This is a genomic window from Microcoleus vaginatus FACHB-2002 (assembly GCF_040004035.1).
GTDB lineage: Bacteria > Cyanobacteriota > Cyanobacteriia > Cyanobacteriales > Microcoleaceae > Microcoleus > Microcoleus vaginatus_C.
Window position 1 is genome coordinate 98074 of the sequence record NZ_JAMPLN010000012.1, and the last position, 15375, is coordinate 113448.

Consider the following 15375-nt stretch of genomic DNA (forward strand, 5'->3'; position numbering starts at 1 on the left):
TTAGTTCTAATGAGACTTAGACATTTTCTAGCCCCTCAAAGACCTGAAAAGCTGTCTAGGTAAGGGAAAGAGTTTGATGCCCTGTCAGAGCTGAAATCCTTGTCAGCTCTGGATAGAACCCCCTTTAAGCTCAAACCCTTTACCTGTCTTTGTTTGCAGCGATTTTTAATGTAATTTTTGTCTAAGTCGCGTTACGACAACGAAGTCTGATCTTCCATCAAAAGCGGTATCAGACCACTCGTGCGTCCAGGACTCTAATTGTGATACTTGCGTCCAGGACTGTTCAATTTAACTGGGGCGAACATCACTAAGTTCAATCATTCCGCAAGGCTGCGATCGGATCTAAGCGAGCCGCATTCCGAGCCGGTAGCACTCCAGCCAATAAGCCTACAGTAAAGGATAGCCCAAAACCCGCCGCGATCGACCATACAGAAACCACAAACGGAAATTTGAATGCTGTCGAGGCCCCAAAGGCGATCGCAATTCCCAACCCAATACCCGCCGTTCCCCCCACCGTGGAAACTAAAATAGATTCCGCCATAAATTGAATTAGAATTGCTGCATTAGTAGCACCTACCGCTTTGCGAATCCCGATTTCCTTAGTGCGTTCCACAACAGACACCAACATAATATTAGCAATACCTATGCCGCCAACCACCAAAGAAATTCCGGCGATCGAGCCCACCATCACCGTAAATAAACCTATCACATTGCTGAAAGTATTAACGATTTCAGCTTGATTTACTACTCGAAAATCATCCGGTTGTGGCGGATAAATATTGTGGCGCAAGCGCATGATATTTTCTACTTGAAATTGAGCATCCGCTAAATCCGCTTCGCCCGCAGTTTCCAACCAAAAACCCGATATCGCAATCCCCGCTAAAGAATTTCTCCCCACAATCCGCGAAGACATATTTTTGAGGGGAATATACACTCGATCGTCCTGATCGGTTCCCCCTACAGACCCCTTGCTTTCCATCACTCCAATAACCTTGTAGCGGTTTCCCTGAATGCGAATATCGGAGGATAGCGCATTAGCTCCGGCTCCAAAAAGTTCGTCCCGCACCTTAGAACCGAGGACAACTACTGGCTCAGCAGCATTCAATTCATCCTCGTTAAAAAACCGTCCTTCTTGGGGTTGAATGTTCTTCACATCTGGATAGTTTAAATCCGTTCCCAAAATCGAAGTAAATGAATTTTGTCCCCCATAAACCACTTGCACTTGGCGCTGCAAATAAGCCGAAATCGCCTTAACTGCGGGAGCTTGTTTGCCAATCGCCCTAGCGTCATCCCAAGTAAGGGTAGTAGCAGAACCGCTTCCCTGACTGACACCGCCCGATCGCGAAGCGCCGGATAAAACCAACAGCACATTCGTACCCAAAGCCTTTAACTGTTCTTCAGTTGATTTTTGTACTCCCTGTCCCACCGAGGTAATGGCAATTACCGAAGATATCCCAATAATTACGCCCAGCATAGTTAAACTGGTACGCAACTTATTATTCCACAGCGCCTCTGTCGCCATGAACGCGATTTGAACATTAGAGATTTTGTTGGTGCGGGGGCGAGTCTTTAATTTCATGTTATTTGTTATTTGTTATTTGTTATTTGGTGGCAACTTCTAAGAATTATGCCTAAATTGGCCCCTAATTTATCACCTGACGATGCAACCGGAAACGATATGATTTGTGGCACGATCCGCCGGGGGTTGAAACCCCCGTCTCATAGCTAAAGTCGGTTGAAACCGACTGAAAATTCATCTGAAACTGATGTAGATCAACTAACTCTTCAGTCCTCTTTCAGAGGACTTTCGCTATGAGACAGGGATTTCAATCCCTGACGGACTCTGCGACGAACCAACTAGCCCCTACTGCGCGGACTGACTACTAACGCAAGCGCGTTCCGCCACCCGGTTGCAAACCCGGAATCGGGCCCGACGATGGATTTTGGGATCGACGCCGCAATCCGGCGGGTAAACTAAGCAGCACTTTTTCATTTCCTTTCAAACCCGATCGCACTTCCGTCTTGTCATCCACCGTTATACCAGTCTTAATCGGCATAAAAGCAGGTTTACCATCTTCTCCACCGGGAACAAAAACCCCTGTTTCCCTTTGTTGGCGGACAATTGCCGCAGTCGGAACTACCAAAACATTTTTGAGTTCACCGGCCTTAAACTCAACATTCACATTCATGCCCGATCGCAGCATTTGTTTATCATCATTAATAATTGCCGCTTTTACCTCAAAACTTGTCACATTTTGCTGGACGATAGACTGAGGCGAAATTTGAGTGATTTTACCTGCAAAAGTCTTTCCCGCAAAAGCATCGGCTTGAATAGACGCAGCCTGGCCGATCCGAATCTGAGAAATATTAGTTTCTGCTACGTTTGCTACTAATTGATTTTTTGAAGCTAAGGACAAAATAGAAGAAGAAGTCGCCGAAGAAACCGCACTACCTGCAGTCGTGGGAGTCACAAAAGCGCCCGGATCGGCGTACTTGCGGGTGACAGTGCCGGTGAAAGGAGCCCGCAGCACAGTGTCGTCGATCAGCGCTTGAACGCTTTGCAGGCTGCCTCTAGCGGCGAGAACTTGGGCGCGGGCTTGGGCGATGTCTTCGGGGCGAGAACCAGCTTCTAGCAGCGCCAAAGCTTGCTGTTTTTGCTCGACGGCGGCCTGCCCCGCAGCGATGTCTTCGGGGCGTGCGCCCGATCGCGCCAGGGCCAAAGCTTGCCGTTTTTGCTCCACAGCAGCCCGCCCTGCTGCGATGTCTTCCGGGCGTGCGCCCGATCGCGCCAGGGTCAAAGCTTGCCGTTTTTGCTCCACAGCAGCCCGCGCAGAAGCGATTTCTTCAGGGCGAGCACCCGCTTGCAGCAAAGCTACAGCTTGTTCGGCTTGCCTGACTTGCGTTTGAGCTCGATCGCGCTCGGTGCGGGAGTTGTTGACAATTTGCAAAGCAATGGCTCCGGCATTATAGAGTTCCTGATTTCTCTGAAAGTCTTCCTCTGCTTGGTTTTTGGCGTATTCGGCATCTCTGAGTTTGGCGATCGCTTGGGCGATGTCTTCAGGCCGATTGCCCTTGAGCAATTTTTGTAAATTTGCCTGTTGTTCAGCTAGTTGTGCCTCGGCTACGGCAATATCCTGGGTTCGATTGCCGTTGAGCAATTTTTGCAGCGTTGCCTGTTGCTCAGCTAGTTGTGCCTCAGCTACAGCAATGTCTTGGCTTCGATTGCCGTTGAGCAATTTTTCCAGACTTGCCTGTTGTTCTGCTAACACCGCCTTAGCCACAGCAATGTCCTGCGATCGAGTGCCGTTGACCAATTTTTCCAGGTTTGCTTCGGCGGCTGCGAGTTGTCCGCGAGTTTGGGTAAGTTGCCCTTGGAGGTTGGAGTCGTCCATGTAGGCGAGAATCTGCCCTTGTTCAACCCTATCTCCTTCATTGACAAGCAAACTTTTGAGCATTCCTGAAGTTTTGGGGCTGACGTTAACGGAACGTTCGGGCACTATTGTGCCGTTTGCCGAAATTGTAATCGGCAGGTTCACCCTTTCGACAGCAACGGTTTTTTCCTTGCGCCTGGTTTCGCGGCTGGATTTGACTGTGAGTTGGCTGTAAGCTGTGTAGCCGACTCCTGCAAGCAGGGAAGTGGCGAGGAGTCCGCTAAGCCAGGGAGTCAGCTCTTTTTTAATCTGAAAGTGCTTTACTAAGTACATATAAATTAGACCTGATGGGTCTGTCTTGAATTTAGACCGATCGGGAACAGAAAACGTTCAATTGAAGTCTGACTAACTTTTTTAGTTCGTGGTGGTGTCAAGTCACTCACAGTCCTGGACGACATAAACATGACTCTAGAGAACCTCACGCTAAATTTGATCCCACCTTCGGCACCCGCGAGCGTGTCACACCACGAATTTTGGGATGAGTGAGCATTTTGGGCTGGCGATCGCGAAGCATAAATAATTGTTAACAATACTTCGGACAGTTTTTGATTGCCAACCGTAGAATAAGGGTTTCAAGGCGATTCGGCTATCGAACTACCAACGGAAAATCGAGGGTTTCAGCCTAAGAACTAAAAACAGTCCGGACTATTGAAGCGATCGAGGTATAACAAATCATTGGAGCGGACAAACACCTATGATTTTAGTCAAGCTGAAGTTATCGGTGAGCGCAAAGCATAAATAATTGTTAAGCGAGCGAGGCATAACGAATCATTAGAACTGACAAAATCGAAATATTTGAGGTTTGAGTCAGAGGCGATCGTTTTCCGTTCAATTTAGCCGTTAGGTTGTAGTTATTTCAAGATAGAAAGGGTTCCTTAAAGTCATTGGTTAGTGATATATGGCTAAAATTAATAACAAAAATAAATTAACTAAAATAATTTCTAACTGGTTTGAAAACCAGCTTAAACCCATCGTGCAGTTCTTGATATATTTAAGAGTACCTCTGACAATTGCAGTGGCATCTTGGTATTTTTATACCCAGATCGATCAAACCATTGAGGTCTATCGTGTAATTGCTTTCGATAATAATGTAGCTCAGGCAGTTTTTTCTACAGTATTGGTTGTTTTTCTTTCACTTGGTGTCTGGTTCGCGGCACGTTTACTTGAAAAATGCTATGAAGCTCGTCTTCCTGAATTCTACAAGCCCAAATTCGATTGCTTATACAAAAATGCACCTCGTTTGCTAGGTGCTATACCACTGGGTAGCCTTGCTTATGGCACTTGGGCTACCCAAAAAACATTGCAGAACTTATCAGATCCTACTCCCAATTTTTTTTTGCTAGGGTGGATGTTTAGCAATATAGTTTTATTAGGAATTTTATCTTATTTAATAATAAAACGTATTGAACTTTTAAAAGACTCAAAGTACCTAGGTTCCTTTGCCTCTAATAAGAAGGGGGAAGGTCTATTTGGGCAAAGATTTGAAAATATCTTTGTTAATCTAGCCTGCTTTGTTTTTATTGTTTTATCTTTGCCTATGATCGTGGCAGCAAAAGATTCACAGTTATCTTTTGGTTTAGTTGCTGTTTTTCTGTTGCTCGTATTTTTTAATGTGGCGCTGTTTTCTTGGCAACACACGCTAAAATCACGAATTGCAGTTGTTAGGACTTGTTCAATTTCTCTGCTGGCATCCCTCGCATTAGGGTTGATAATGCCTCCGACATTTCTTCCCGATCTGCTGGGATCAATTAGTGTGGTGGCAATATCATTGACGATTGTGGTCGTTGTTTTTTCAACAATTTACGACTGGGGTCTGCAAACCAAAATACCTGGGATTACGATTCTCATCGTGTTGATTGTTGTTTCTAGCAATTTTAATTTTAATGACAATCATCGCTTTCGACAATTTAGCAAACCCGAAAAGTCAGTCCTTCCAGCTTTAGAATCTAGTTTTCAGCAATGGTTAGCTAATCGCCCCGATCTCGATCAATTCTCAAATAAACCCTATCCTGTCTATATCGCTGCGGCTCAAGGTGGGGGTATCTATGCCGCTTATCATGCAGCGACAGCCTTCACAAAGCTAACAGAATATTTTCCAAGTTTTCCTCAGCATATATTTGCAATCAGTAGTGTTTCTGGCGGTAGCTTGGGGGCTTCTGCCTTTTCAAGTTTGGTGAAATTTGGTGGAATTAGTGGTACATCCCTTAGCCAAACGGCTAGCAAACTGTTTAGCAGTGACTTGCTTACGCCCCTCCTAACGATGGGGCTATTCCCTGACCTGATTCAACGATTTATCTTTTTCCCAATATACGATTGGGATCGGGGAAGAGGTCTGGAAGTTGCGTTTGAAAAAGCTTGGGATAAGCTGTCTCTTCCAAATCAAGATAATCCCTTGCGGCAGTCTTTTTACCAACACTGGCAGCCCCAGGGCATCGCCCCTGCACTGGTTCTCAACACAACTGTTGTCGAAACTGGCGATCGCCTGGTGATCAGCCCCTTTCAGATTAACTTGCCCAACAAAGAAAATATTGCTATTGATGAACCCGATCTAGATTTGAAACTGAGTACAGCGGCTGGCCTCAGTGCTCGTTTTCCCTACTTCACCCCTGTAGGGTGGTACCAACGCAGTAAGGACAAAAGTAAATTGCATTTGGCTGATGGCGGTTATTTTGATAATTCTGGTATTCCTACCGCTTTGGACATTGGGCGCAGCTTACAGCGACTTAAGGGTTACGGAACAACCTTTGAAATTGTCTACCTATCCTTAATTGATGGGCAATTTAACGAGCCTACAACTCAACTCAAGAGTGAAGGACTGAACGAGGTTTTATCGCCAGTTCGTGCCTTGTTTAGTGCGCGCAAGTCCCGCAGCCGCAGTGCTGTTGAGTTGTCTACGTTCACGGTCAATGATGGGATTGATGATCCACTCAAATATAAATTCAGAACCTTGTTCCTGAAAAAGTCAGGTGATGGAGTTAAGTTGCCTCTGGGTTGGCTCATCTCTAAGCACTCAAGGGAATTTATTGATCGGCAGACACCTGACCCCAAAGCAAGACCCTGTGATATCAAAAAATTCCGACAAGCCATTGCAAACGGTCGGGTGGTTATGGATGACAATCATAACCTTTGTGTGATCACATCGATTGGCAACGATTTGAGTTAGATTCAGATCATGTCTAGCAATCTACACCTACTGTCTATTTAGCGCGGGATCGTGGAATCCTTAAGCTAACGGCGCAACCTAACAATTCGGTTGGAGCGGATTGTTGAAAGTTGCTGGTGGTGCTACGAGTGTTATTTGCAACAGCTCAACCGGAACGTTATACTAACAACGAAAAGTCCGTTGAGCTTGTCGGTGTCAGTTCTAGATAAGGCCAGCAATAATAGTTGGCTTTGTTGTTAAGTTTGGAAAGGTTAAAAGCGATCGCAAAACACAAATAATTGTTAAGCGAAAAATTTTTTTATCTGCGATCGCATCGATCGAACTTTTCACAAGTTCGATCGCCAATTTCCTACTCAACAAACAGCCGCCACCACCAACTGTGTAATCGCTGCCTCCGGGCCCACCAAAGAAACATACGGTTCTACAAAATATTTCTTAGCAGCATCCCGCGCTTGTGAAGCTGTCACCTGTGCAATTTCTTCTTGAAATTGCTGGTCAAATTTAATTCCCAATCCCAAAATTTCGTACCAGCCTAAAACTTGGGCAATTTGCGAATTAGTTTGTTTTCCTAAAGCATATTGACCGAGCATTTTATTCTTGCAAGCTTGCAATTCTTCCTCGCTTAGTTCGGCGTTGGCGAGTCGATCGACTTCTGCGCGCAATCCTTCAAAAGCAGTCGCCGTATTTTCCGGTGCAGTACCCATGTACACCACAAACTGTGCCGTGTCCAAGCGCGTCGCGTAGACCGCCGAAACGTCGTAAGCCAAGCCCCGCTTTTCCCGCAATTCCACAAACAATCGGCTCGACAAACCGTTACCCAAATAAGTATTCAGCAACTTAATCGCTGCATAGTCGGGATTTCTGACAGAGGGTGCGAGGTAGCCCAGCATAATCACTGATTGCTGCGTATCTTGCGCCGTAACGACCGATTGAGGGGAGGGGTACAGGGGGGGGACGTTTAAAATTGGTAAGGGTGTTAAAGGCGCTTTCCAGTCCCCAAAAGTTCGATCGATCAGGGCGATCGCATCTTCGGTCGATATTCTGCCGGCTACAGCAATAACTACATTATCGGGACGGAAATAGGTTTTGTGGAACTGTTCGAGCTCGTTTCTGGTGAGTTTTGACATAGTAGCTTCCGTGCCCAAGGGAGAGAAAGCATAGGGGTGTTCCTGGTACATCGAGTGCCGCAATTGCTCGAAGGCGATTGCAAATGGCTGTTCTTGCTGCGATCGAATTGCCGATATGGCAATGCGCCGTTCGAGTTCGACTTCAGCTTCCGGGAAATTGGGCGATCGCGTCAATTGCGCCGCCAACTCCAAAATCTCCTCAAAATCCGCAGAAACCGTCTTCAAACTCACTAAAAAATAGTCTGTAGTAGAGTCGGCACTCAACCTCGCTCCCACCGATTCTACACGCTCGGCAATTTCCAGCGAAGACAGCCGATCGGTTCCCTTAGTCATTACCGCCGACAGCAAGTGACACAATCCTGCTTGTTCCGGCTGCACGTAGCGACTGCCGGCCTGCAGGAATATCCTAGCTGCAATAATATCTGCTGCTGGATTTTCTGCTGCTAAGACAACAATACCGTTGTCTAAAACCGTGCGCTGGATTTCATTTTTCATGGTGAATTTAGTTGGGAACTTGTACTGAGAGTAGCTGAAGTATTGGTAATTGAAAATGGGTAATTGGTAATTGGTAATTGGTAATTGGTAATTACTTGATTGCCATTTTTCTATTTTCCATGCGGATCTTGTATGATGTCATACCGGGCAGGGCCTGACCCACAACATCTAAATGTAACAACATCTATCCCGTAGGGTGCGCCACAAGCACAAAGAACCCCGGACAAATGCCCAACATCTCTCCGGTACCCAAAATATATGTATTTTCACCCGTTTACCAATTAGATTGGTTTGAGTACCACGGCTGTATAGCGTCGGGGAGAGAGATATTGTTGAGCTAGGCGCTGGAGGTCTAAGGGCCCAAATGCTTTAATCCTGGTGGGATAGCTGAGCGCTAATTCCGCAGTGGCGATCGTATTGTAATATCCGTAAAGACCGGCTAGCTGTCCCGGCGTTTCAAGCGAGAAAGCAAAATCGTTGCACAGCAAACGCTTACAGCGGAGCAATTCTACCTCGGAAACCGGCTCAGACTGCAATTGCCAAAGCCGATCGCAAATCCGAGATTCCACCTCTTCGACATCCTTCGCGTCCAAGACTGCACTGATAGTAAATAAACTCGATTCCCGTTGCAGCGAGAAAGTGCTGTCGATGGCCTCTACCAATTGTAATTCTTCCCGCAGTTCCCTGACTAAACGCGAAGTCCGCCCGTCTGCAAGCAACACCGACAGCAAATCTAAGCCGCAAGCACTTTGCAAGTGTTCAACTCCCGGGCCCGTCCAGGCCATCATTAGCCGCGCTTGTTCCAATCGGGGGAGACAGAGTTCCTGACGGCGAATTTCTATCAGTGGCGGTTCCGCCTCTGCGGTTAATTTGGGACAATCCCACCGATCGGAAAACTGCTCAAATGCTTTCTCCGTAACATCTCTGGCCTGTTGTTCATCAATTCCCCCCACTACCACCACAGTCATATTTTCCGGCTGATAGTGCGATCGGTGGAAACAGCGCATTTCGTAGGGAGTTCGGGACATCAGCAGTTCTTCCGTGCCGAGTACCGATCGCCTGTAGGGATGGCGCTGGTAAACTGTTTCCATCATGGCTTGGAAACCCAGCCAATCTGGATTGTCTTGAGCTTGACGGATTTCTTCTAGCACCACATCTCGCTCGCGATCGAATTCCCGATCCGGAATCGAAGCCCGCAGCAGCAATTCTGCCAGTGGCTGCGCTGTTTCTGCTAAATAATCGGCCGCAGCGTTGACGAAAAAATGGGCGTAGTCGTGACTTGTAGCTGCGTTGGCGACACCGCCGCGATTTTCGATTACCTGGTCAAATTCTCCAGGGGCGATCGAATCCGTCCCTTTAAATATCATGTGTTCTAGAAAATGAGCCATTCCCGACCAAGAATCCGGCTCCAGCGTAGCGCCAGCCCTCACCCACACGTCTAGCGCGACCACCGGTGTGGCCGAAATCCGCTGGTGAATGACCGTTAACCCATTATTCAGCTTCCAGACATTGGCTGGGAACTCTAAAGCAGTGAGCAGTTGAGACAAGCTAGTTATTCTTAAACTTTAGTTAACTTCGGCTGCAACTATGGTAGCGCTTTCCAGCTATGCGATCGGGATTAATTGATACAGAAATCATCACTCATCTGCCATTCATCCTTACTCATCTGTTGTTTTTTGGTTTTTGCTTTTTTTCAAGCAGTCTCAAATACTTACCCTTTTTTTGCTCAAAAGTCAATAGGTTGCGCGGGATATTAATGAATCAGTCGCGAGAAAGAGGATGTTATCAGAATATATCAATAAATTAAGAGATGTAAGAACACTAAAGACATTGAGAGGAGAAACGACAGATGGTAGCTACTCTAGAAGATACTAAGCGCCAAGCGATCGCAACTAAATTAGCAGACATGAAAGCGCTGCAAAACCTGTTGATCGCCAACGAGCAATTGTTCATCAATTCCTGCAACGACTCCGAACTAGCCCAGCGCTTCCGGGATATGCTCGAAGACGATCGCAAAAACTTGGGCGTATTAGAAACCACGATCGTGCAATACGGCATTCAAACCGAGCCCAAAGAAACCACTACAAAAATGATTGAAGAAGTTCAGAAACTCATGCAAGGTTCTGAACTCACCATGTTTGAAAAAGTCGCTCAGCACGAACTGCTTAAACACAAACAAACAATGAGTGGTTTGTTAATTCACAAAGCTGCTCAAGTAGTCGGCGCCGACATCGAAGCTGCCATTACCCCGCTCAATACAGTTAACTTTGAAAACCGCGCTCACCAAGAACAACTCAAAGGAGTTCTCGAAATTTTAGGAGTGCGCGAACTGACCGGCAAAGACCCCGACCAAGGCGTTTGGGCTCGCGTGCAAGATGCAATGGCAGCCATGACCGGCATCATCGGCGGTGCAGTTACCCGCAGCAAAGATGAGATGAACATCACCGAAATCATCTCAATGGATCACCGCAAAGCCGATACCCTATTTATGGAAATCGCAAGCACCGACGATCCTCAAAAACTACAAGAATTCTTCGGTCAACTTTACAAAGACCTCAGCGTTCACGCCGAAGCCGAAGAACAAGTTGTTTACCCAGCAATTCGCAGCTACTACAGCAACACTCAAGAACTTTACGACGAGCAAGCAGAAATGAAGCAAATGCTCGCCAAGATTAAGTCAATGAGTCCGAGTTCTCCTGAGTTCAAAGCCCAAATCAAACAGCTCCAAACAGCGGTTCAAGATCACGTAAAAGAAGAAGAAAACGATATGTTCCCTCAAATTCGCCGCAACTTGAGCGAAGCACAAATGGAACAAATGGCTACTCAATTCAAAGCAGCCAAAAGCACCATCCAGCAAGAAATGGCTAAGATGAGCTAATTTAGCAGCGAGCTAATTGTAGCTCTAGGTGAGCTCCAAACTAGGTAAACTGCAACCTATCAATCCCGCTACTAACGTGGCGGGATTACTGTTTTGTGTAAACTCACCAATGTTCAAACACTAATATCAAATCTGTTAGCATCGGAATTATTCATTCATCTATTCTTTTAATCTGCGTGAATCAGCGTCAATCCCTGGTCATCTGCGGTTCAGCAATTCTTTTTTTTTGCCGCAGATGAGGGGAGATAAACACAGATTAACGCAGATTAATTGTATCAATTTCGGTTGCACCGTCCGTGATGGTTGACCCTTCGGCGAAGCAGAGTGGGTATCAGTGTTGACTGGATTTTACACCCGATAATGCTAGCAGATTGAATATAACTAAAAAAATGAATAAACCCGCCCTAGGTAACGTGGTTGTGTGGGCGGGTTTATTTAGATTGTGAGTTATAGTCAGAAGGTGTGGGTGAAAGTCGCCCCCACAAAATGCGGTTATTGATATCTCAAATCGCCACAAATCTATCCGTTAATCACAGATCCGCCGTTGGGATGCAAAATTTGACCAGTCATGTAAGACGAATCTTTTGAAGCTAAAAACACGAAGCTGGGGGCAACTTCATCGGGTTGACCGGCGCGTCCCAAGGCCGTGTCTGCACCAAATTTCTCCACTTTTTCTTCAGGGAAAGTTGCAGGAATTAGAGGCGTCCAAATCGGGCCGGGGGCGACTCCGTTGACGCGAATTCCTTTCTCAGCTAAACTTTGAGACAAAGAGCGGGTAAAGGCAACAATTGCTCCTTTTGTGGAGGAGTAATCTAGCAATTGTTGATTGCCTTTGTAGGCGGTGACAGAGGTAGTGTTGATAATTGCACTTCCCTCTTTGAGGTGTTTGAGAGCGGCTTTGGTGAGATAAAACATCGAGAAAATGTTGGTGCGGAAGGTGCGCTCTAATTGTTCGGCGGTGATGTTTTCTATGCTTTCTTGTGGATGCTGTTCGGCGGCGTTGTTGACGAGGATGTCGAGGCTACCAAATTCTTTAACTGTTTGTTCTACAAGGTTTTGACAAACGTTTTCGTCGCCGATGTCGCCGGCGATCGCAATACAGCGCCGGCCTTGTTGTTCGATCGCCTCTTTGGTTTTTTTGGCATCATCATCTTCGTTAAGATAGCTGATGACCACGTTAGCGCCTTCTTTGGCAAAGGCGATCGCCACTGCACGCCCGATACCGCTGTCTCCGCCGGTAATTAAGGCTACTTTATCCCGCAATTTGTCGCTACCGCGATATCCCTCGGCGAAGGATTGAGGTTGCGGAGTCATTTGGGATTCTATACCGGGTTGCTGTTCTTGATGTTGAGCCGGATTAATCTTCTGTTCGGTTGGCATAAAAAATTCCTCTAAGTTCTACCTCTATAAATAAAGGTTTTCTGTAACTAGGGAATCGCTCTTTTTGCCGATCGCGCCCTACCACTAAAGACAGTAATTAAAGATATAAATAAACCCGTCAGCCGAGCCCATGATTGTGGAGGGCTGGTTTATATAAATTGTGAGTTTTCCTCAAATATTGTCGGTAAAACGCGCCCCTACGAGCATCGCGATATATTTGTTGTAGAGGCGGGTTTCACGAAAAATATTTCCGGTAATTAAAGAAATTGATAAACCCGCCGCGCGAGCCTCTAAATTATTGTCAAAATAGTAAAAAGCACGCCAAAACATCATTTGACGTGCAGTTTTAACAAGCTAGTTGCTAATTGCTGAGTCTCAAACTAGAGACCTAACTTAAGATTAAAGCAGCGAATTCGTAGGCTGAGGAGGAACGACGAACAATGATTCATCGTCACGCTCCTGAGCTTTTAAAAACGAGTCGATCAAACCCTCCGCCGACTCTTTCAAGAAAGCGGCGAAATTATCAACATAAGCCACACCAGCATCATCAAGTACGATCGAGTTATCGACGCTGCTAGCTTTCACCAGAGCCGCCGCTGAAGGGTCGAAGTTATTCAGCTCATCGGGATCGGGGATGCTAGAAGCAGTTACCACACCCGTGCCGCCAGTCAACGGATCGGTGCTAGCACCAGTTAGGTCTGTTGTCTGTACTGGTGTCGCTACGATCGGCGTTACAAAAGTATTTGGCCCCGGCACCGAGAACGTAACAGGGTTAGGCCCTGTCGGAATGGGGAACGGGTTGGGAACACCTGGAGCGTTGAAAACTTCCAATACCGAGTAGTTGCCTGGAGCTATATTGGTGAACAGGGCAATACCATTGGCATCAGTCCTTACCAGAGGCTCGGTACCAGCATCGTAGCGGCCATTGTTGTTCAAATCCAAGGTGAACGGGATGTCTTGCAAAGGAGGCTCACCCTGATCTTGCAGGCCGTTGCGGTTGTCGTCCCGGAATTTGGGAACTATCAAGTTAAAGAACTGGCCGTTGCCCACCAAAGCACAAGTAAACGTTTGGTTTGCGCCCAGAACGATGTCCAGTGGTTGAGTAGTTTGGAAAGAATTGGAAGGCACAACTTCCCGGACTCGGTAAATACCGGGGGTCAAATTGCCAAACTCCCAGCGGCCGAACTGATCGCTGACGGTACTTGCTTCTCCGGCATCAAGGGCGTCGTTACCGTTGCTGTCGAGGTAGATTGTGACCCCTGCGATCGGCGTTTCAAAGCCGTCTCGGTAGCCGTTGCCGTTCAAGTCTTGGAATTTGCACCCAGTAATCCGGCTGTTGGGGGTGTTGCCAAAGACAACGTTGGCATCTTGAGTGCTGAGGTTGAACTGCACCCGATCCGGAGTAGTAGGACTAAAACCAGCTTGTGGCACTTCCCGAACCACATAATTGCCCGGTTCCAGGTTGGTGAAAGCACCGCGCCCGTTGGCATCAGTTACTAGCGACTGTTCCCCTGTGTCGAGGGCGCCGTTGTCGTTGGCATCAAGGTAGACAGTGATGCCGGGAATTCCTACTTCTTGTGGAGTGTTGCCCGGTTCGTAACGACCGTTAGCGTTCTGATCGTTGTATTTGAAGATCGTGATGTTAGGGCGCGTATTCCCGACAGCACCGCTACCTGGATTTACCAAAATCGGGGTGAAGAAGACTGCGGGTTCCGGGTTGACCGGCGGGAACGGGGGCGGGAAGTTCGCCGAAACGATCCGCTGACCGCCTGGAACTGTTGGATCAGCTACTATGAAAGGCAGCGTTCCCTGCTGTCGCGATAGATCCCCAGGGGCTGTGACTTCTACCGGGTTCTCGGTAGTGTTAATTGGCGGCTGGTTGGCTATGAATGTTTCAAAGGTTTCCAATACCGAGTAGCTGCCAGCTTTCAAATCTCTGAAGGTAGCCCTACCATCAGGGCCAGTGAAGACCTGCGGTTCGCCCGCGTCTGTCCTGCCGTTCCGGTTCAAATCGAGGATGAACGGGATGCCGGAGAGGGCAACTTCGCCGGAGTCTTGTATGCCGTTGGCGTTGTCGTCTCGGAATTTGAATATCGGGATTTCGTACAGGGGAGTGTTGCCCACTTGAGCGCAGGCCCAGATTTCGTTGAGGCCGAGGTTAATGTCAAGCAGGGGGGTGCTGTCGGGGGGGGTGCTTTGGGGAAAATCTCTTTCTAACGGTTCAGTGCCCGGCCCGTTGGCGCGCTCTTCCCGAATCCGGTAAAGCCCTGGCTGCAAATTGCGGAATCGGTACTCGCCGTTTCTATCGGTTAAGGTAGTGGGTTCGTCTGCATCTAGCTGACCGTTGTTGTTGGAATCGATATAGATTCTGACGTTTTCCATCGGGGGTTCACTCCCGTCTCGAAAGCCGTCGTTGTCTACATCGAGGTATTTGCAGCCAATAATCTCACTGCCACCTGTAGCATTACCGAACAACACTGTGGCATTAATGCCGGCAAGGGTGACGACGACTGGGTTTGCCGTTGTCGGGGTGAAATTGGGTGGCGGGATTTCCCTGACAGTATAGGTGCCTGGAAGCAAGCCTGGAAATACGAAGTTTCCGCTGGCGTTGGTCAACGTCGAGGGTTCACCTGGCTCGACAGTGCCGTTGTTATTGGTGTCAATAAAGATTTGGACGTTGGGGAGTCCCGGTTCGCCTGGCTCTCGAATGCCGTTGCGGTTCTGGTCGTTGAACTTGGTACCCTGGATACCCGCAGGAGCGTTGCCAAAATTGATGGTTGGCGGTAGCACTACTGGGGGTAATACAGGAGTTACCTGACTAGCTCTTATTTGGTCTGTCATGATTTTCTTTTCCTTCACACCTAAATCTACGTAAGCTACAGGCTACTGTATCACTTTGTC

Annotated in this window: 9 protein-coding genes; 2 read left to right on the top strand and 7 right to left on the bottom strand. The window is 47.5% G+C overall.

All coding sequences use genetic code 11. The features are described from left to right. Positions 1-313: 313 nt before the first annotated feature. Both NDI35_RS12810 and NDI35_RS12815 read right to left on the bottom strand, forming a co-directional pair. The gene (locus NDI35_RS12810; RefSeq protein ID WP_445313065.1) at positions 314-1579 is read right to left on the bottom strand and encodes an ABC transporter permease; all 1266 of its coding nucleotides are present in this window, start codon (positions 1577-1579) and stop codon (positions 314-316) included. Between the two features lie 304 nt (positions 1580-1883). Beyond that, entirely contained in the window at positions 1884-3704 is a 1821-nt protein-coding gene (locus NDI35_RS12815; RefSeq protein ID WP_445313066.1) for an efflux RND transporter periplasmic adaptor subunit, read from the bottom strand. A 625-nt stretch (positions 3705-4329) separates the two neighbouring features. Between NDI35_RS12815 and NDI35_RS12820 the strand changes: the two genes are divergently transcribed. After that, the gene (locus NDI35_RS12820) at positions 4330-6594 is read left to right on the top strand and encodes a patatin-like phospholipase domain-containing protein (RefSeq protein ID WP_445313067.1); all 2265 of its coding nucleotides are present in this window, start codon (positions 4330-4332) and stop codon (positions 6592-6594) included. A gap of 353 nt (positions 6595-6947) precedes the next feature. Here the strand turns inward: NDI35_RS12820 and NDI35_RS12825 are convergent, their stop codons facing one another. Both NDI35_RS12825 and NDI35_RS12830 read right to left on the bottom strand, forming a co-directional pair. After that, complete coding sequence (locus NDI35_RS12825) at positions 6948-8216, bottom strand: M16 family metallopeptidase (protein WP_445313068.1); 1269 nt, start codon at positions 8214-8216, stop codon at positions 6948-6950. Between the two features lie 281 nt (positions 8217-8497). Then, entirely contained in the window at positions 8498-9763 is a 1266-nt protein-coding gene (locus NDI35_RS12830; protein WP_445313069.1) for a M16 family metallopeptidase, read from the bottom strand. Positions 9764-10065: 302 nt separating this feature from the next. Here NDI35_RS12830 and NDI35_RS12835 point away from each other — a divergent pair, with 302 nt between their 5' ends. Further along, positions 10066-11094, top strand: a complete 1029-nt coding sequence (locus NDI35_RS12835) for a hemerythrin domain-containing protein (RefSeq protein ID WP_445313070.1) — start codon at positions 10066-10068, stop codon at positions 11092-11094. Positions 11095-11613: 519 nt separating this feature from the next. Here NDI35_RS12835 and NDI35_RS12840 read toward each other — a convergent pair. The 3 genes from NDI35_RS12840 to NDI35_RS12850 form a co-directional block, all read right to left on the bottom strand. Next, on the bottom strand, positions 11614-12474 hold the full coding sequence (locus tag NDI35_RS12840; protein WP_445313071.1) for an SDR family oxidoreductase: 861 nt from the start codon (positions 12472-12474) through the stop codon (positions 11614-11616). A gap of 171 nt (positions 12475-12645) precedes the next feature. Next, positions 12646-12807 carry a hypothetical protein gene (locus NDI35_RS12845; RefSeq protein WP_445313072.1) on the bottom strand — a complete coding sequence of 54 codons (162 nt, stop codon included), beginning with the start codon at positions 12805-12807 and terminating at the stop codon, positions 12646-12648. 66 nt (positions 12808-12873) lie between these two features. After that, positions 12874-15315, bottom strand: a complete 2442-nt coding sequence (locus tag NDI35_RS12850; RefSeq protein WP_445313073.1) for an MSCRAMM family protein — start codon at positions 15313-15315, stop codon at positions 12874-12876. Positions 15316-15375 lie beyond the last annotated feature (60 nt).

Coding starts and splice junctions, on each gene's coding strand:
- NDI35_RS12810 (WP_445313065.1), bottom strand. CDS start 1,579: ATGAAATTAAAGACTCGCCCCCGCACCAACAAAATCTCTAATGTTCAA.
- NDI35_RS12815 (WP_445313066.1), bottom strand. CDS start 3,704: ATGTACTTAGTAAAGCACTTTCAGATTAAAAAAGAGCTGACTCCCTGG.
- NDI35_RS12820 (WP_445313067.1), top strand. CDS start 4,330: ATGGCTAAAATTAATAACAAAAATAAATTAACTAAAATAATTTCTAAC.
- NDI35_RS12825 (WP_445313068.1), bottom strand. CDS start 8,216: ATGAAAAATGAAATCCAGCGCACGGTTTTAGACAACGGTATTGTTGTC.
- NDI35_RS12835 (WP_445313070.1), top strand. CDS start 10,066: ATGGTAGCTACTCTAGAAGATACTAAGCGCCAAGCGATCGCAACTAAA.
- NDI35_RS12840 (WP_445313071.1), bottom strand. CDS start 12,474: ATGCCAACCGAACAGAAGATTAATCCGGCTCAACATCAAGAACAGCAA.
- NDI35_RS12845 (WP_445313072.1), bottom strand. CDS start 12,807: ATGATGTTTTGGCGTGCTTTTTACTATTTTGACAATAATTTAGAGGCT.
- NDI35_RS12850 (WP_445313073.1), bottom strand. CDS start 15,315: ATGACAGACCAAATAAGAGCTAGTCAGGTAACTCCTGTATTACCCCCA.